13 protein-coding genes are annotated in these 17,349 nt (G+C 51.7%); 9 read left to right on the top strand and 4 right to left on the bottom strand.

Annotation, left to right across the window (positions count from 1 at the left end):
* Positions 1-52: 52 nt before the first annotated feature.
* Together B9A24_RS12325 and rlmB are read left to right on the top strand one after the other, a co-directional pair.
* Positions 53-1,270, top strand: a complete 1,218-nt coding sequence (locus B9A24_RS12325) for a GWxTD domain-containing protein (RefSeq protein WP_084446288.1) — start codon at positions 53-55, stop codon at positions 1,268-1,270.
* Positions 1,231-2,160 carry a 23S rRNA (guanosine(2251)-2'-O)-methyltransferase RlmB gene (rlmB, locus tag B9A24_RS12320; protein ID WP_084446286.1) on the top strand — a complete coding sequence of 310 codons (930 nt, stop codon included), beginning with the start codon at positions 1,231-1,233 and terminating at the stop codon, positions 2,158-2,160. Before B9A24_RS12325 ends, rlmB begins: the two co-directional genes overlap by 40 nt.
* A 128-nt stretch (positions 2,161-2,288) precedes the next feature.
* Here the strand turns inward: rlmB and B9A24_RS12315 are convergent, their stop codons facing one another.
* Together B9A24_RS12315 and B9A24_RS12310 are read right to left on the bottom strand one after the other, a co-directional pair.
* A complete protein-coding gene (locus B9A24_RS12315) occupies positions 2,289-3,377 on the bottom strand; it encodes a mannose-1-phosphate guanylyltransferase (RefSeq protein ID WP_084446284.1) in 1,089 nt (362 codons plus the stop codon).
* Between the two features lie 137 nt (positions 3,378-3,514).
* Positions 3,515-4,492: a KpsF/GutQ family sugar-phosphate isomerase gene (locus B9A24_RS12310; RefSeq protein WP_394334637.1), complete on the bottom strand. Its 978-nt coding sequence runs from the start codon at positions 4,490-4,492 to the stop codon at positions 3,515-3,517.
* Positions 4,493-4,749: 257 nt separating this feature from the next.
* Between B9A24_RS12310 and recQ the strand changes: the two genes are divergently transcribed.
* Positions 4,750-6,948 (top strand): DNA helicase RecQ, encoded by a 2,199-nt coding sequence (gene recQ / locus B9A24_RS12305; protein ID WP_084446281.1) that lies wholly within the window; start codon positions 4,750-4,752, stop codon positions 6,946-6,948.
* A 145-nt stretch (positions 6,949-7,093) separates the two neighbouring features.
* Here the strand turns inward: recQ and B9A24_RS12300 are convergent, their stop codons facing one another.
* Complete coding sequence (locus B9A24_RS12300; protein ID WP_084446279.1) at positions 7,094-7,516, bottom strand: BrxA/BrxB family bacilliredoxin; 423 nt, start codon at positions 7,514-7,516, stop codon at positions 7,094-7,096.
* Positions 7,517-7,816: 300 nt separating this feature from the next.
* Here B9A24_RS12300 and B9A24_RS12295 point away from each other — a divergent pair, with 300 nt between their 5' ends.
* Together B9A24_RS12295 and B9A24_RS12290 are read left to right on the top strand one after the other, a co-directional pair.
* Positions 7,817-8,878, top strand: a complete 1,062-nt coding sequence (locus B9A24_RS12295; protein ID WP_084446277.1) for a tetratricopeptide repeat protein — start codon at positions 7,817-7,819, stop codon at positions 8,876-8,878.
* Between the two features lie 99 nt (positions 8,879-8,977).
* Positions 8,978-11,017 carry an OmpA family protein gene (locus tag B9A24_RS12290; RefSeq protein WP_159452037.1) on the top strand — a complete coding sequence of 680 codons (2,040 nt, stop codon included), beginning with the start codon at positions 8,978-8,980 and terminating at the stop codon, positions 11,015-11,017.
* Between the two features lie 69 nt (positions 11,018-11,086).
* Here the strand turns inward: B9A24_RS12290 and B9A24_RS12285 are convergent, their stop codons facing one another.
* Positions 11,087-12,616 carry a hypothetical protein gene (locus tag B9A24_RS12285; protein WP_084446274.1) on the bottom strand — a complete coding sequence of 510 codons (1,530 nt, stop codon included), beginning with the start codon at positions 12,614-12,616 and terminating at the stop codon, positions 11,087-11,089.
* A gap of 372 nt (positions 12,617-12,988) precedes the next feature.
* Here B9A24_RS12285 and B9A24_RS21680 point away from each other — a divergent pair, with 372 nt between their 5' ends.
* The 4 genes from B9A24_RS21680 to B9A24_RS23240 all read left to right on the top strand — a co-directional run bounded on the left by B9A24_RS21680 (position 12,989) and on the right by B9A24_RS23240 (position 17,140).
* Positions 12,989-13,195: a hypothetical protein gene (locus B9A24_RS21680; protein WP_143434919.1), complete on the top strand. Its 207-nt coding sequence runs from the start codon at positions 12,989-12,991 to the stop codon at positions 13,193-13,195.
* A 148-nt stretch (positions 13,196-13,343) separates the two neighbouring features.
* Positions 13,344-15,080 carry an ABC transporter substrate-binding protein gene (locus tag B9A24_RS12280; protein WP_084446272.1) on the top strand — a complete coding sequence of 579 codons (1,737 nt, stop codon included), beginning with the start codon at positions 13,344-13,346 and terminating at the stop codon, positions 15,078-15,080.
* A 6-nt stretch (positions 15,081-15,086) separates the two neighbouring features.
* Positions 15,087-16,139 carry an ABC transporter permease gene (locus B9A24_RS12275; protein WP_084446271.1) on the top strand — a complete coding sequence of 351 codons (1,053 nt, stop codon included), beginning with the start codon at positions 15,087-15,089 and terminating at the stop codon, positions 16,137-16,139.
* Complete coding sequence (locus B9A24_RS23240; RefSeq protein ID WP_084446269.1) at positions 16,136-17,140, top strand: ABC transporter permease; 1,005 nt, start codon at positions 16,136-16,138, stop codon at positions 17,138-17,140. The genes B9A24_RS12275 and B9A24_RS23240 overlap by 4 nt, the downstream gene beginning before the upstream one ends.
* Positions 17,141-17,349: the final 209 nt, after the last annotated feature.

Below are 17,349 nucleotides of genomic sequence, written 5' to 3'. Positions count from 1 at the left end.
CTGGCCATTCACATTCAGTAAAATCCGTTCAAGGCTGCATACGCTGTAATCCATGACCAAACGCCCCATCCTGCTACTCCTCTGCTTTTTGGTTTGCCTGATAGCTAGTAGGCCCGCCGCCACCCGCCGCGACTTTGCCGGCCAATACAGCTTGGCGCGCCGTGTTATGGTTGATACTCGTCGGGAGGCCGATAGTCTGCGCTTGTATGTGCGCTTTCCTAATGGGAGTGTAGTTGGGTCGGGACAGCCACTACGCATGTCTGTGTGGTCAAGCTACGATGCCCAACAACCCGTGTGGCAAGACACGATAAGTCAAATTTTTAAGCACACAAAGCGCGTAGGTACGGCAGCGCTGGTTGAGTTCTGTGTGCCCTTGGCCCGGCTGCGGGCAGGGCAAGTACTAAGTCTGCAACCTGGTCCCAACGCCGCAGACACTGGCGACGAAGCCTGGCTCCTACTAACCACCGAGCGACTGGCTCGCCCCTTTATCCTAGTCGATTCAGTCGGTGTTCCTCTACTGCGCCGTTATGTGCACGCAAGCGAACCGTTTGAAGTAAGCGCTTTCGGCCTGAATCAGCCCTTACTGCTGCGGCGCTACGAAAGCAATTTCACGGCAGCTTTGCCCCCCATGACCAATCCGGCCGCCCAGCCGCCGGCTCCGCGCACCTTGGGCGTCCAAGATTCCATCACCTTTCAGGCTGGGCAATTGGTGGCGCTGCAACGCGCTGGTTTGTACTTACTGAACAATGGTTGTGGCGGCCCGGCCAGCAGTTTATTAGTGGAGGAAAACAACTTCCCAGAGCTAACAACTGCTGCCGACCTTATCCAGCCGCTTATTTACCTTACCTCCTCCGTCGAGCGGAAAAAGCTGTACGACGCTCCTTCCCCGAAGAAGGCAGTCGACCAATTTTGGCTTAATGCGGCTAATGGCCAGCAGGCCGGAGCTCGCCAGCTCATTCGTACGTACTACGGCCGGGTGGCAGCGGCTAACCAGCTTTTCTCCGCTTACAAAGCCGGCTGGATGACCGATCGAGGCATGCTTTACGTGGTCATGGGGCCACCCGATGTGGTGTACCGCACGGCTGCGGAGGAGCGTTGGATCTACCGCCAGCCCGACGTGGGCAATAGCACCTATGTGTTCCGCGCCAAACCCAGTACCTTTGCCCCCGAACACTATGAATTGGTGCGCCGACCCGAGCACGAAATGCTTTGGTATGCCGCCGTGGAGCAATGGAGAAAAGCCCTGACGACCGCCCGTCCCGCCCGCTGAACGAGCAGCGCCGTACTTTTTACGATGAAAACGGCACGCGCCACGAGCCCCGTCGCGACCGTGACCGGCCCGAAGCCGGCCGGGGGGATAACTCGGGCCGCTCTGAGTATAAGCCGCGCTATCCCCATCGGCCAGCCGCTGACCGCAGCATCGATATGCTTTTTGGTCTGCGTCCTATCTTGGAAGCCCTGAGTGCTGGCCGGACGCTGGAGAAAATTTACCTACTACGCGGCACCAAAAACAGCATTACCCAGGAGATAACCGAGATGGCCAAAGCCGCGACTATCCCCGTGTCGCTGGTGCCGCTGGAGAAGCTCAACGACCTGACCCGCAAGAACCACCAGGGTGCAGTAGCCTTCGTTTCGCCCATCGATTACGCTCCCCTGGACAGTATTCTGGCGAGCTTGTTTGAGGCGGGCAAAACGCCCTTGCTCCTCCTGCTCGATCGGATAACGGATGTGCGCAATTTCGGAGCTATCGCCCGCAACGCTGAGTGTATGGGCGCACATGCCATCGTCGTTCCCAGCCGTGGCGTGGCTCAAATCAATGGCGATGCACTCAAAACCTCTGCCGGCGCGCTCAACCTAATTCCGGTGTGCCGGGAGTCCAACCTCAAGGACACTATCACTTTCCTGCAGCAATCAGGCGTGCAGGTGGTAGCGTGTACGGAAAAGGCCGACACCAGCCTTGAAACAGCTAGTGTAGACTTCACTGGCCCCGTAGCAGTGCTCATGGGCAGCGAAGAAGACGGTATCTCACCTGAATATCTAAGACTTGCTGATCACAAAGTTCGCATTCCGATGGCTGGGCAGATTAGCTCGCTGAATGTATCGGTAGCCAGCGGAATCATGTTGTTTGAGGTACTGCGCCAACGGCTGTTGAATCAATAAATAATCATCAATAAGTAAGGTCGCTTGTTGAAGTTTAGGAACAGCAAAAAGCCGGACAATTCGAGTCCGGCTTTTTCATTTCAATTCTATGTTGAGCAAGAGCTGACTATTAATTATTCCTTGATTTTTTAATTATAGCCGTTACCCTTTTTGGCGCGCACATCGGCCACAAATTCCTTTACTCGCTGCTCTTCCGTACGCTTGCAAATGAGCAGCACGTTATCGTACTCCGCCACGATGTAGCCTTCCAAGCCCTGTACCACTACCAGGCGCTCTGAGGGAGTCTTGATTACGCACTCGCGGGTGTCATAGAGGATAGCGTCACCGTCAATCACGTTGCCATTCTCGTCGCCGCGCCCGATACGATGCAGCGAGTCCCAGGTACCCAGGTCGCTCCAGCCAAAATCGGCGGGCAGAACGTATACGTTGTCAGCCTTTTCCATGATGCCGTAATCGATGCTGATATTGCGGCAGCGGGAATACGCATCGGTAATAAAGTCGGTTTCCTGCGCTGTTCCGAGCTGGTCAAGGCCTTCGTCAAAGACCTCGGCGATGTCGCCTAAGTATTGGTGGAAGGCCTGCATAATCACCTCGGCCCGCCAGATGAATAGGCCGGAATTCCACAGAAAGTCGCCGCTGTCCATGAACATTTTTGCCAGCTCCAGATTCGGCTTCTCAGTGAACGTTTTCACTTTCCGCAGGCTGCCGAACAGCCCGTTCTGGTCGCCGTCGATAAACTGAATGTAGCCGTATCCGGTATCGGGGCGGGAAGGCTGGATACCAAGCGTAATGAGAATATCCTGGGTGCGGGCGCTGTCTACGGCCTGGCTGATAATGTCGCGGAACTCATCCTCACGTTGCACGGCGTGGTCGGCGGGCGTCACGATGATAACCGCCTTAGGGTCGCGCTGTGCGATGCGGTAGCTGGCATAGGCAATGCACGGAGCCGTATTACGACCAATTGGCTCACCCAAAATCTGGTCGGGGGGCAACTTGGGTAGGTGTTGCTGCACCAGCGCGGTGTAGTCGCGGTTAGTTACAACAAAAACATTCTCCGGGGGGCAAATTCCAGCAAAGCGGTCCACCGTGAGTTGCAGCATCGACCGGCCAACGCCCATCACATCATGAAACTGCTTGGGATGATTCGTGCGGCTAAAGGGCCAGAAGCGGCTACCAATGCCGCCCGCCATCACAACGAGGTAGGTGTTTTGAGTCATAGAATAGGCTTAACCAAAACCAGGTTAAAGTTAAATCGGGGCAAAGGTCCGAAATATTTCAGGGTTGTGCCCCCTCTGCACGAATCCGGCCAAAATGTACTACCAAAGCGCCCCTTCCCTCAATGCAAATTTTGCCTCTATACTAAGCCTTCACGCAGCAAATCATGCAGATGAATAAAGCCGCTGAATCGGCCGGCATCCGTCACGATGAGCTGGGTAATATTGCGCTGCTGCATGCGAGCCAGCGCTTCAGCAGCGAAGTCATCTATGTCGATGGTAATAGGCAATGGTGTGAGAATGTTGTGGGCCCGAACGTCTTCTAGGTTAGTATAGTTGGTAAGCATCCGACGCAGGTCACCATCGGTGATGATTCCTAACAGGCGATTATCATCTTCACTAAGAACAGCCGTAGCACCCAAGCGCTTGCCCGATATTTCCAGGATAATCTCGCGCAGGGGGGCATTTTCCAGCACTTGCGGCGCCTGATTCTGCCGGCTTAAGTCCCCGACTTTCAAGTAAAGCTTCTTGCCCAAAGTACCACCCGGATGCAGGCGGGCAAAGTCGGCGGAAGTAAAATCGCGCGACTCGAGCAGGCATACGGCCAGCGCGTCACCGAGCGCCAGCGCGGCCGTCGTACTGGTGGTGGGGGCCAGATTGTGCGGACAGGCCTCGCGGGTAATGGGCGCGTGCAGCACGTAGTTGGCCTGTACAGCCAAGTAGGAATCGGCATTGGCAACCAAAGCGGCCAGGGGCACCCCTTTCCGCTTCAGTAAGGGAACCAATACTTTTATTTCCGGCGTGTCACCACTTTTACTGATGGCAATGACAAAATCTTCTGGCTGAATCATGCCTAAGTCGCCGTGAATAGCGTCGGCGGCGTGCATAAACAGGGCTGGAGTACCCGTAGAGTTCAGCGTAGCCACTATTTTGGCCGCGATGTGGGCACTTTTGCCAATGCCCGTCACCACTACTCTACCCCGCAAAGATAGTATTGCTTCTACGCATTGTGCAAAATCTAACGTTCTATCCAATGCCTCTGCTACACACTGAATGGCGCTTGCCTCTTCATGAAGCACTTTTTTTGCAATTGCGTTGAGTTCGTTCTGCGGTTTCAATCTAAATTTGATAGTCGGAACTGAGTAGTCGGTACCGAGTAGTTGGTTGTTCATCCCGTCGTTGGTTTCAAGTCTTGGACCTATGGCTGTTAGTTGTGTTGCTGTTTTGGTGGTGTATACCGGTGCTTTAACACTGTATTTAAATGGTTAGCAACCAACTACTGTTTCGTAAATACCAAAAAACCATTAGATTGAGAGTGCAACATGCGTGTTTGCACTCCCGTTCGCAATCCATAACCGAGTAAGTGAGAGAGACCATGCCAGCCCTAAAACAAGTGACAGCGCCAACGGCTGATCTGAAAGGCAAGTTAAAGGAAGTTTTTGGGTACGGCCAGTTCCGCGGCACCCAGGAAGCCGTCATCCGAAACGTCATCGACGGTCATAATACCTTCGTAATCATGCCTACCGGGGCGGGCAAGTCGCTCTGTTATCAGCTGCCGGCGCTGGTGCTGCCGGGCACGGCCATCGTGATTTCGCCCCTGATTGCTTTGATGAAAAATCAGGTAGATCAGCTGAATGCTTTTGGTGTGAACGCGCAGTTTCTGAACTCGACGTTGTCGAAATCAGAGATTAATCGGGTGAAGAAAGACGTGATCAGTGGCGAGGTACGCCTGCTGTACGTTGCTCCGGAGTCACTTACGAAAGACGAAACCATCGAATTTCTGCAAAAGGCCACTATTTCATTCGTGGCCATTGACGAAGCACACTGCATTTCGGAATGGGGCCACGATTTCCGGCCGGAGTACCGCAAGATTCGCGGCATCATCGATAATCTGGGAGCCAACGTACCTATCATCGCCCTCACGGCCACGGCCACACCCAAAGTGCAGCTGGATATCCAGAAAAACCTGCAGATGGACGATGCTTCGGTGTTCAAAACTTCATTTAACCGCACCAATCTTTATTACGAAGTCCGGCCCAAGCACAACACCAAAAAACAGCTGATTCAGTACGTAAAGCACCACAAAGGCAAGGCTGGCATCGTGTATTGTCTTTCGCGCAAGAAGGTGGAGGAAATTGCGGAGCTGCTGCGCGTAAACGACGTGAAGGCCCTCCCCTACCACGCCGGCCTCGACCCGCAGGTGCGCATGGCAAATCAGGATGCTTTTTTAAATGAAGAAGCCGACGTTATTGTAGCCACCATCGCCTTTGGTATGGGCATCGATAAGCCCGACGTGCGGTTCGTGATTCACTACGATACGCCCAAGAGCATTGAGGGCTACTACCAGGAAACCGGCCGCGGCGGCCGCGACGGTCTGGAGGGCAATTGCCTGATGTTTTACAGCTACGATGATATCGTGAAGCTGGAGAAGTTCAATAAGGACAAGCCCGTCACGGAGCGCGACAATGGCAAGCTGCTCTTGCAGGAGATGGCCAACTACGCCGATTCGGCCGTGTGTCGGCGTAAGCAGCTACTGCATTATTTCGGCGAGGCGTTCGAGAAAGACTGTGGCTTCTGCGACAACTGCAAGCACCCAAAGGGGCGTTTTGAAGCGAAAGAAGAAGTATTAATGGCCTTGAAAGCCGTGGTGCTAACCAATGAGCGTTTTGGCCTGGAGCACATTGGCACTGTACTGATGGGCATGAATAATGCCCACGTAGAAAGCTACGGCCATAATAAGCTGGAAGTGTACGGGCAAGGTAAAGATCATGATGCCGCATTCTGGCATTCGGTGCTCCGGCAAGTACTGCTCAATGGCTTCCTGGAAAAGGATATTGAAAATTTTGGGGTCGTAAAAATGAGTTCTAAAGGTCAAGAATTCATCGAAAATCCTCATTCAATCAAGTTCACCAAGGACCACAACTACGACGAGGAGGTGCAGCAGGAGCAGCAGCAGGAAGAGGTGCAGCAGGCCGCCGGCCACGACGAAGCGTTGTTTGAAATGCTGAAGTCTCTGCGTAAGAAGATGGCGAAGGATAAAAACTTGCCTCCTTACGTCCTATTCCAAGACCCGTCGTTGAAGGAAATGGCCACCACCTTCCCCGTGAAGATGGACGACCTCGCCCATGTGGGCGGCGTGGGCCAGGGTAAGGCCAGTAAGTTTGGGGCGCCTTTCCTGCAGCTAATTCAGAAGTACGTCGAGGATAACGACATAATGACGGCCGCCGATGTAGTTGTGAAATCGGCCGTCAATAAGTCAAAAATCAAGATTTACATTATTCAGCAAATTGATAAGAAGATGGATTTGGAGGAAATAGCTTCCTCTAAAGGCATTGATATGCGCGAATTGATGGAGGAGATTGAGCACATCTGCTACGCCGGCACCAAGCTTAACCTAAACTACTATATCGATGGCATCCTGGACCACGACCGTCAAGCCGAAATCACGGATTATTTCCTGCAGTCGAATACCGACAATATTGCCGTGGCTCTGAAAGAACTTGGCCCCGACGAATACACAGAGGAAGATTTGCGCCTTATGCGCATCAAGTTCCTGAGCGAGTACGCCAACTAAGGATCACGGATTTTTCGGATTACACAGATCAGATTTAGCTGATTGATTCCGTTTAGCAAAAAGCCCCCCAGAAAGGTTCTGGGGGGCTTTTTTGTTGCTCTAGTCAGTGATCGAAAAATCCGTGTAATCCGGTTAAATCCGTGATCTAGCAATACTCTTCAAATGCGCCTTGCAGGTTGTTCACGATACGCATCGTGTCGCTGCCTTCAATATGGTACCGCTCAATCATATGGACCAGTTCACCATCTTTGAACAGGGCGATGCTGGGGGATGAGGGAGGATAGGGTAGCATGTGCTGACGTGCTTTGTCGACGGCTTCTGTTTCCATGCCGGCAAATACGGTCACCAGCTTAGCAGGCTTTTTGTCGGCGCTGGCCAGGGCCATTTTTAGGGCGGGGCGGGCTTTAGCGGCGGCGCAGCCACATACCGAGTTGACGGCTACTAGCACAGTGCCACTCTGCTCGTTCAGTACTGCATCAACTTCTTCGGGGGTCATAAGTTGCTCAAAGCCCGCCGACGTAAGGTCTTGGCGGATGGGAGCTACCATGTATTCGGGGTAAGTTGCCATGAGTGAGATAGGCTAAGATGAAAAATCGAATGATGAGCCCGTAGGCGACGCAAAAATACGCAAACTTCGGGGCTGCCTGCACAACCATCATTAAGTGGAGCAGGTTGCGTGGCGCAGATGTTAAATATAAAATAGCCTGAGTATAAGGTCAACCTAAAAAAACAGAGAGTGCAAAGATTATATAATCAGCATAAATTTTATTGATTAAACACAATTAAACAAACAAATACAGCACTTTAAAGACCTTATTCAACAAATAAAATTATATTTAACACCTAGAAATCACTTATATAGAATACTATGCTACGAATCTATATTCTGGCTATTTCCTTGGGCTTTACAATCGGTGCCAAAGCTCAGGTAGACACGGTGCGCGCCACTACACTGCCGCCCGCCCAGCTAGCTGAGAAGATGTACAACAGTGGCGTAACGAAGTATAACAGCAAAAGCTACCAAGCTGCCCTTCAGGATTTTGATAAAGCACTGGCTGCTCGGCCCGACTTCGCCAAAGCATACTACAATCGTGCTACCACCCGTTATGAGCTGAAAGATTATCCGCAGGCCGTGCAGGATTATGATGCTGCCATCCGACTGGAGCCAACGGGTTATACTTCCTATTTTGGGCGTGGCCAGGCCCGTGAAGCACTGGGTCAGCGGACCGAAGCAGAGCAGGACTATACGAAAGCCACCGAAACCAAAGCTGATTTCGCTCCGGCCTGGTATTATCGGGGAGCGTTGCGTTTCGAAAAAGGCGACTATCAAGCGGCCAAGGCTGATTTCGATCAGGCCCTGAAAGCCGACCCAAACTATGCCTACGCCTACCACGACCGGGCCAGTGCACAGCGCCAGCTTGGCAACTTCGCGGCGGCCATCCAAGACTATTCGAAAGCCCTGACCTTACAACCAGAGTTGCTTCCGGCGCTGCTGAACCGGGCAGCGACTCGCCGCCGCGCGGGTGACTTAAAAGGTGCTATAGCTGACCATAATGAGTATCTGGCGAAGAAAACGGATAATGCCATTGCCTACAGCAACCGGGGCAGCGCCCGCTACGAGGCCGCTGACTACCACGGAGCGGCCGAAGATTTTGGCAAGGCGCTCAGCCTCGACGCTTCCTATGCATTTGCCTGGAATAACCGTGCGGCAGCTTATCTAAAACTGGAAGACTATAAAAAGGCCGCCGCCGATGCAGGAAAAGCTATCGGTCTCAACCCGCAATACGCGGAAGCCTACCTCAACCGGGGTCACGCCCGCGAAATGCTCCGCGACACGCCGGGCGCTTGCCAAGACTGGCGCAAAGCCGCCGAGCTTGGCTTGGAAGCAGGCAGCAGCTACGCCGCCAACTCCGGTTGCGGCAGCGAATAAAGCAAAATTATAGACACCGGCGAGCTGCCCGACGACAAATGCCTAATGCTTCCTAGGGCAAATAAGCTCAGGAAAAACACGTCAGAACAACACAGCGAGATGATGTATAAACTATTTCTATTCACCATTCTGCTCTTCGCACAAGCGGCCCACGCGCAGAGCGTCGAGTTTAGCAAGGACCATTTTGGTAATGATAAAGAGGGCTTAAAAGCTGCTTTGCGCGAGATAAAAGAGGGCGACGGCAGCTACGATACGGACCCGCCGCGCTATGAGCAGGCCTTGCCTCACTATCTGGCAGCCCAAAAGCTCAATCCGGATAATGCTGAACTAAATTTGAAGATTGGCGACTGTTATCTGCATTCCGGTTTCAAGCCGCGAGCGCTCAGCTATTTGCAGAAGTCGTATAAGTTGACCCCCGATGCTGATCCGCGCATTCATTACCTATTGGGCCGTGGCCTGCACCTGAATGGGAAGTGGCAGGAAGCCATTGCTGAATACAAAGCCGCTCAGCCTGCGACGGGGGGCAAAAATACCGCTCCCCTTTTGGCTGATATTCGCAAGAAGATAACCGAATGTGAGAACGGCCAGAAAATGAGCAAAAAGCCCGTACGGGCTTTTATTGATAACGCCGGCCCAACCGTCAACTCGCCCTATGCCGATTACAGCCCGGTTATTTCGGCCGATGAATCGGTGCTGATGTTCACCTCTCGGCGCGAAAATTCTACTGGGGGGCAGACTGACCCTGAAACGGGCGGCTTCTTCGAAGATATTTATCAAAGCACGCGCATAGGCCAAAAATGGACCGATGCCCGCAATTTAAACGCTCCCGTAAACACCGATGGCCACGATGCCACCGTTGGCCTCTCCCCTGATGGACAGCGCATGCTGGTATACGTAGAAGACAATGGCGGCGACCTGCACGAAGCTAATCTACGCGGGGCCGAGTGGCGCAAGCCCCAGCGCCTGGGCGCGCGCATTAACAGTAAAGGCCACGAGTCGTCGGCCGCTTACACGCCGGATGGCCGCAGCCTGTACTTTGTGAGCGATAAGGAAGGAGGACTTGGCAGCCGTGACATTTATAAAGTAGAGCTGGAGGGTCGCGGCCCGGCCCAAAACCTGGGATCTACTGTTAATACCCCTTACGGCGAGGAGGGTGTGTTTCTGCACCCCGACGGTAAAACGATGTATTTCAGTTCGGAGGGCCACAACTCGATGGGTGGCTACGACATTTTTAAATCGGTGCTTGAAAACGGGAAGTGGAGCACGCCCGAAAACCTTGGCTGGCCCATTAACACCCCCGACGACGATGTATTCTTTGTGATTTCGGCTTCCAGTCGCCACGGCTACTATTCGAGTTTCCGCGAAGAAGGACTGGGGGGCAAAGACATATATCAGATCACTTTTCTCGGCTCAGAAAAGCTCCCCATGCTTTCCCAGGAGGATCAGTTGCTGGCTAGTCGGGCCCAACCAGTGAAGGAAACGTTACTGGCTCCGCCCGTGCCCATCGCCACGGCTCAGGTAACTATCCTGAAAGGTGTAGTGACCGATGACCTCACGAAGCAACCGCTGGAAGCTACCATTGAAGTAATTGATAACCAACGGAATGAGGTAATTGCTTCCTTTTTGGCGAATGCTCAGTCGGGTCGTTATCTAGTGTCACTGCCCTCGGGGGTTAACTACGGAATCGTGGTGCGTCAGGAGGGATATTTGTTCCACTCCGAAAACTTCGATTTGCCCGCCGGCGCTGCCTACGCGGAAGTGGTAAAAGACGTCGGGCTCAAAAAGCTCGATGTCGGAGTCAAAGTGGTGCTCAACAATATTTTCTTTGACTTCGATAAAGCCACCTTGCGCCGCGAAAGCACCAGCGAGCTGGGGCGCTTGCAAAAACTACTAACTGAGGCTCCAGCCCTGCGCCTCGAAATCAGCGGCCACACCGATAATGTAGGCCAAGGCACTTATAACAAAGATTTATCGCAGCGCCGGGCCAAGGCGGTAGTTGATTATTTGGTGAGTAAAGGCACCGATAAAGCTCGCCTCAGCTTCGCTGGCTACGGGGATGCGCAGCCCGTGGTGCCTAACACCACGAAGGCCGGCCGGCAGCTCAACCGTCGTACGGAGTTTAAAGTAACTGCCAAATAGCCTGGCTACGGGCATAAAAAAGCCCCTCAATGGTATGTTGGGGGCTTTTTTATGCCCGTAGCCAGGCATTTATCGTTCATGCGCTGCCTCTTCGGTAGCTCTGGCCTCTGCATTTACCCGCAGGATATTGAGCGTTAATTCCCATAAATCCTCATATGGAATGATTTCGCTTTCCGCATAAGCGTCACCTGGTTGTGGAGCCTCCCGCAAACGGTTCAGCAAAGTCTGACCTTTCTTTTCGCAGGCCTGGGGGGCAAAATCCTCTCGCACCATTAGCAGCAACAGCCGAAAGAATAGCTGGCTTCGCAAAGTAGCAGGGTCACGCAAGTGGTTCTGCTCATACTTACGCAGCCCTTCCAGGCGGGTAAGCAAGGCATCCAAGTTGCCCTGCCGCAGATAATACAGAAACTGCAATACCAGAATAGCCACGTTATAACCTTGCTTGTCCCGGCTATAGTCAGGCACGGTCTGAATAAACTGGCTGAACTGTAGACGCAAAGAAGAGTTCTCAGGCTGAATGAAGTGCAAATACACTTCGAACAGATCCCAACGCTGTATTGCCGCCGCCCGCTGCTTACTATAATATGGATTTTTGCGGGCTAAGCGCAAAATCTCATAGGCTTTGCTGTATTCCTTGGCGTGTAATGCCAACAGCATATAATGCTCAAGAAAGTAAAACCAATTATCAGAGGAAGGATGAAAATCTTTGATATAGTCTTCCGCAAGAATTAATCCTTTAACTACTTGTTTACTACGCAGGTGCGCCCATACACTCATAAATTTGTTGAAGCGAATATCGAAGCGTTTCTTATTGACTTTACCCTTATCAAATAAGACTGATGTTGTGCCTGTTATCTCAATAATTTCCTCAAAGTTACCCAATAACTCCTCTCGCATTAAGCGCATTCGATATAAATATTCGAACGCACTATATGTATTAGCCTTCCGATGCAGGCTTTCCATTGTAGTTATGTGGGCCGATAATTCATTCAGTAAGAAGCGTCGCGACCGCACGGTTTGGGTTTGCTCCATTCGAACATCTAAGTATAGCTGTCGTGCTTCTTCTTCTGTCTTGGCTATTTCCTGGTAGTGCTTAAGTTGCTTGGAAATAGCGCGGTAATGCTTCGGCTTCCTCAGTTGAGCATATAGATGACGAAGAAATCCTAAACTCATAACTACATACTGAGTAAATTCTCCGTCCAGAGCTAAGCGTAGACATTTGCGTGCCAGCCTCTCAGCCAGTTCACTTTCGCTTTCCTTGAACAGGATACTGGCTTGGTGATACAGTTCTAAGCACTGTAATTCATAGCGCTTCGAAATAAATTGACGCGGATCAGTATGATCAAGAAAATATAAATGGTTCAGCAGCTTCTTCTGTACCCTCGACTTGAGTTTGCGAAGAGCAGCCTGATTCGTTGTATTCGCTTTCCCATACAATACTTTAGTTACTTGGAGTTGAGTAGCTTGTTGTTCGCTACTCAGTATTTGTAGTAACTCGATTTCTTTGTTTGAAGACGACTTGGCGCTAAAATCAATTAGAGGAGGAACGCCAACCCGTCTATCTACAACTATTTTAGCCAGATTACTTATATCTTCCATAGATAGAGTACCATTTTATGAATGCACATACTTCCATTAATACTTTCATTGGTAGGAAAGGCAAATATCAGTGATTTATGCTCCCCAGTAAGTACCCTACATATATATAATCGATTCAAAACTGAGTAATTTCATAATTATACTATATCTCTTTTTTATACTAAAGCTGCTTAAGGGCTCTGTAGTATAGCACTATCATAATAAGAAAATTTATGTAATCGAGCATATATTTATCTTCTTCAATAATATACAGCCAAATTAATATTTATAATATCCTAGTCATATTTAGCAGACAATCTTCCTTTGTTATGGCTCTCTAACACCTCACATTTGTATGGTTCATCGCTCGAACTACACACAACTAACGACAACATGCTACAATTACTTGCTCTCGCACTTCTCCAATTTACCACTTTAGCTTCGTCTCCTACCACTACTGCTAAAGGCGGCAGCAGCGGCTGGAACGATGGTAACCTGACGACTCAAAGTGCTGGCGGCAGCAGCGGCTGGAACGATGGTAACCTGACGACCCAAAGTGTCGGGGGCAGCAGCGGCTGGAACGATGGTAACGCTCGCTAGGCTCGACAAGTACTAGAAACGCTCGGTAGATACCTATTGTATTTACCTCTTTATAAAATAATCCGGGCAAGTTAGCTGAGATTCATCTCCACCAGTTGGGGAATCTTAGCTAACTTGCCCGGAGCCGTTTCTACGCGGTTGTTAGCTTATGCGGCGACTACTTTGGGGGCTGTGGCTCTATACATTTCTTGGTTTGCTGTCCGCCTGCAATCCACAGTCATCCACTTCTGATGCTGTGCGAGTGCGGTGGGTGCGTGACCCCGAGTCCTTAAATCCGCTTACAATTCCTAATGATATTGCCAACCAAGCTGTTGGATTATTATACCAAAACTTATTAACCGTAGACAACCAGAAACAGGAATATGTACCATGGCTGGCCGAAAAGCTGCCTATGGTACAACACCAGGACTCGTTGACCTTACTTACCTACCGGCTCCGAAGCGCTGCCACTTGGGATAATGGCCAGCCCATAGTCGCTCAGGATGTGGCCTTTACCTTGAAGGTGATGAACTCTCCGGGTTTGCCGAATGAAGAAGCACGAGCCCGCTTCAGCTTTATCCAAGACGTGCGGTTAGACTCAACCGACGCGCGTCAATTCACGCTCGTATGCCAGGGCCGCGCCCCGGAGTATGCATACGTCTCCGGCGAGTATCCTATTCTACCCGAGTACGCCTTGGACCCGCAGCGGCAGTTGCGTACTATCCCCTTGGCAGCTTTAACTCAGCCGACGCCCGTTTCCTTGAGTAAATATCCTGTGCTAGCGGCTTTCGTGCAACGCTATAACGCGGCCAATCTGGATAAGAGCCCAATGAATCTCCCCGGCTCGGGGCCTTATCAGTTGACAGCTTGGCGTAATGGGCAGGCACTAACCTTTCGCCGTAAAACAAACTGGTGGGCCGACCGATTGCCGGTACAGCAGCCCCAGTTGCTAGCACGGCCAAAACAGATTGATTTCCAGATAATTCCTGATAACGCCACGGCATTGCTCGCGTTGCGGCGAGGCGATATAGACATTTACCCAATGGTGCCTGCGAACGAATTCAACCGTCTTCGTAAGTCGGAGAGTGGCAGGCAGGCGTTGCGCTTTTACACGGCCGACTCGTACGAAATGGTTCTGGCAGGCTTTAACAGCAGCCGCGTGCCGCTTGACGACCGGCTGACACGCCAGGCGTTAAGCTACCTATTTAATATACCAGCACTCATTAAAGCTACCCAAAATGGCATGGCTTATCCGAGTGTCGGGCTTATTAATCCACAGGAAAAAGCAGTGTATAATGACAGCCTGCCTCTGCTCACTTATGCCCCCCAACAGGCAGAAGTGCTATTAAGGCAAGCAGGTTGGGCACGGCAAAGCACAGGCAACTGGACACGACGCCTAGCAGGAGGCCAAACCCAGGCTTTGGAGTTGAGTATAACCTATCGGGCCGGCGATGCGGCCTTCGAAACTATTGCTTTACAGCTGCGCAACGCCGCGGCGCGGTTGGGCATCCCCATTCAGCTACGACCCACCGAATCGACCTTACTGCTTGGTAAGTTGCGCGCGGGCAACTTTGATATATACCTGCGTACGCTATCAGGCAATCCTTTCGCCTACGATTTCAGCCCCCTACTTCACTCTGCGAGTACTGGTATCAGCAACTTTACTCGGTTTGGGACGCCCACGAGCGATAGGCTGATAAAAGCTATTGTGCGCGAGGAGGACCTGGGCCGAAAAGCACAGCTGCTGCGGAAGTTTCAGGTGATCTTGCGCACAGAAAGCCCCCTAGTCGTTCTGTTCTTTTATCGCTACCGCCTAGTTGCCAACCGACGGCTTACCAATCTGCGCGTATCGGGGCTACGGCCGGGCTACGAGGTTATGGCGATCGAACCCTTGCCGGAAGGCTAGATCAGCATGGGGCGTTTTCTTCTGTACCGACTTTTACGCACTATTCCGGCTACCTGGGCCATTGTTTCGTTTGTTTTTCTGCTTAGCCGCGCGCTTCCTACCAATGATTTATTAGGTCAGGCCTTAAGTGATGATAGCGTAGGAAATCGGGGCCTTACCGCAGCCGAGCGTGAGGCCGCGCTTCTAAGAATCCAAGAACGGCTAGGTCTTACGGGGCCTGTTTTCTATTTTTCCTGCACTCATTCGACTACTGGCGCGGTGTGGCAGTGGCACGGCAGTGATAATCAGTACCATAAGTGGCTCAAAAAAGCGGTAAAAGGCGATTTGGGTCAATCATATCGTAGCGGCCAGCCGGTTACAGCCGTATTAGGTGAGGCCTTGCGGTTTACGTTGCCGCTAACTACTAGCGCTGCTCTATTGGCTACTGTTCTCTCCGTGGTTCTGGCGTTGTGGCTGGTGTGCGGTGGCCCGGCATTCTTGCTCAGCATGTTGTATGCAATAGATGCCTTGCCGCTATTTGTAGTGGCATTGGGCCTGCTACTACTGCTTGCCAATCCCGATATTCTTCCACTTTTTCCGGCCTATGGTATGGGCCAACAAACCGCCGACAACGCTCCCTGGCACGTTCAAATCAGTACTTATCTTTATTACAGTACTCTCCCGCTGGCTAGTTTGGTTTTGGTGAAGCTGCCATCCTTGGTGGTTCAGCTTTATGATGCCCTTCGTCATGAACTGGGAGCCAATTACGCAACCACTGCTCGTGCTAAAGGCCTATCTGCTTATCAGGTGGCTACGCGGCACGCCCTACGCAATGCGCTGCTGCCTGTAATAGCCCTGCTTACCGACTTGCTACCCGCGCTTGTGGCGGGAGCAGTGGTAGTAGAGGTCATTTTTGCGCTGCCTGGTATGGGCCGACTAATGGCCGAGGCAGCCGCAACGCATGATTTTCCGGTTCTCGTGGGGGGCGTTTTGCTGATGGCAATCATGCGCTTGATTGGGCTAGTAGTGGCTGATACGCTGTATTTTCTGACGGATCCACGAATTCGTTTGCAGGCATGAGGCCTCGAAAAAAAGGCGCTGCGCAGCACGCAATTGCGGTCGGGTGGCTGGTACTGATAGTCAGTGCCGCGCTACTGGCACCTTGGTTGCCCTTACCCTTTCCCGCCGATTCCGTCGATCTGAATCATATAGCTCAGCCCCCATTTTTGCCCCCCAGCGTCCCCGATACTTCTCGGCATTGGCTGGGAACCGATGGGTTTGGCCGCGACGTGTTGACAGCTTTAGTATACGGCGCACGCACAGCTTTACTGGTGAGCCTGCCTGCGGCCTTATTTGCAACCGTAGTAGGCACTTTTTTGGGCAGTGCAGCCGGTTTTTGGGGCAATTCTGGTCTTCGTATTTCCATTGTCTATTGGCTGATGGGGGGCCTCTTACTAGTGGGAGCAGTAGAAATTGTATCTACTGCTCCTTCGGCTTGGTGGCTCCTGCTCTTGAGCTTAGCGGCAGCTGTTATCATAGGCAAATCGCTGATGCGTGTGCCTATGCTACGTCGCTCCTGGCCCTTTCCCACCGATCGGCTCGTGCTGGGGGCAGCCTCTCTATTATCGTCAGTACCTCGCTTGGTCCTTATTCTCGCGTTAGCTGCCGTGCAGGATGCTTCCTTGCCAGGGATTTTCCTACTGCTAACCCTCACCCACTGGCCCGAGCCGGCTCACCTCGTCCGGGCTGAGCTTTTGAGGGTGCGTACGCTGCCTTACATCGAATCGGCTAGAGCTATTGGCTTATCTGGGGGGCAAATTTTATGGCGTCATGCTCTACCAAATGCCTGGCGCACTGCACGTACGGCTTTTCCACTCAGTCTTAGCGCCCTTATTGGTTTAGAAACTACCCTTTCCTTTCTTGGTGTTGGCCTTCCACCCGAAATACCTAGTTGGGGCCGGACATTAGCCGCAGCAAGGCTCGACCCTACCGCTTGGTGGCTTGCTCTTTTTCCTGCCCTAGCACTAGCTGCAACCACCTTAGCGCTCCGCCAACTCACCACCAACAAAATTTCTGCTTAATATATATTTTTCTATATGTCACAAATACAAGCAAATTATTCCTTTTGGGCAGATATATAGGTGAATGGGATTTGGTGGCAGTTAAATTCTATTTTGAAGCCTGGAATTCATTAAAACCTCATAAAAAGGCTTATATCCCTATTAACCCTTAATAGTTAATGTTTAGATAAAGAGGAATAATTAAAAAATGTTAGAATAATTCAAGTCAC

The organism is Hymenobacter roseosalivarius DSM 11622 (assembly GCF_900176135.1).
Classification (GTDB): Bacteria; Bacteroidota; Bacteroidia; order Cytophagales; family Hymenobacteraceae; genus Hymenobacter; species Hymenobacter roseosalivarius.
The sequence above is the reverse complement of the archived record's forward strand: the minus strand, read 5'-3'. Positions and strand labels throughout refer to the sequence as shown.

Bases quoted from the DNA above. Each gene is read 5' to 3' on its own strand.
- B9A24_RS12325 (WP_084446288.1), top strand. From the start codon at position 53: ATGACCAAACGCCCCATCCTGCTACTCCTCTGCTTTTTGGTTTGCCTG.
- rlmB (WP_084446286.1), top strand. From the start codon at position 1,231: ATGGAGAAAAGCCCTGACGACCGCCCGTCCCGCCCGCTGAACGAGCAG.
- B9A24_RS12315 (WP_084446284.1), bottom strand. From the start codon at position 3,377: ATGACTCAAAACACCTACCTCGTTGTGATGGCGGGCGGCATTGGTAGC.
- recQ (WP_084446281.1), top strand. From the start codon at position 4,750: ATGCCAGCCCTAAAACAAGTGACAGCGCCAACGGCTGATCTGAAAGGC.
- B9A24_RS12300 (WP_084446279.1), bottom strand. From the start codon at position 7,516: ATGGCAACTTACCCCGAATACATGGTAGCTCCCATCCGCCAAGACCTT.
- B9A24_RS12295 (WP_084446277.1), top strand. From the start codon at position 7,817: ATGCTACGAATCTATATTCTGGCTATTTCCTTGGGCTTTACAATCGGT.
- B9A24_RS12290 (WP_159452037.1), top strand. From the start codon at position 8,978: ATGATGTATAAACTATTTCTATTCACCATTCTGCTCTTCGCACAAGCG.
- B9A24_RS12285 (WP_084446274.1), bottom strand. From the start codon at position 12,616: ATGGAAGATATAAGTAATCTGGCTAAAATAGTTGTAGATAGACGGGTT.
- B9A24_RS21680 (WP_143434919.1), top strand. From the start codon at position 12,989: ATGCTACAATTACTTGCTCTCGCACTTCTCCAATTTACCACTTTAGCT.
- B9A24_RS12280 (WP_084446272.1), top strand. From the start codon at position 13,344: ATGCGGCGACTACTTTGGGGGCTGTGGCTCTATACATTTCTTGGTTTG.
- B9A24_RS12275 (WP_084446271.1), top strand. From the start codon at position 15,087: ATGGGGCGTTTTCTTCTGTACCGACTTTTACGCACTATTCCGGCTACC.
- B9A24_RS23240 (WP_084446269.1), top strand. From the start codon at position 16,136: ATGAGGCCTCGAAAAAAAGGCGCTGCGCAGCACGCAATTGCGGTCGGG.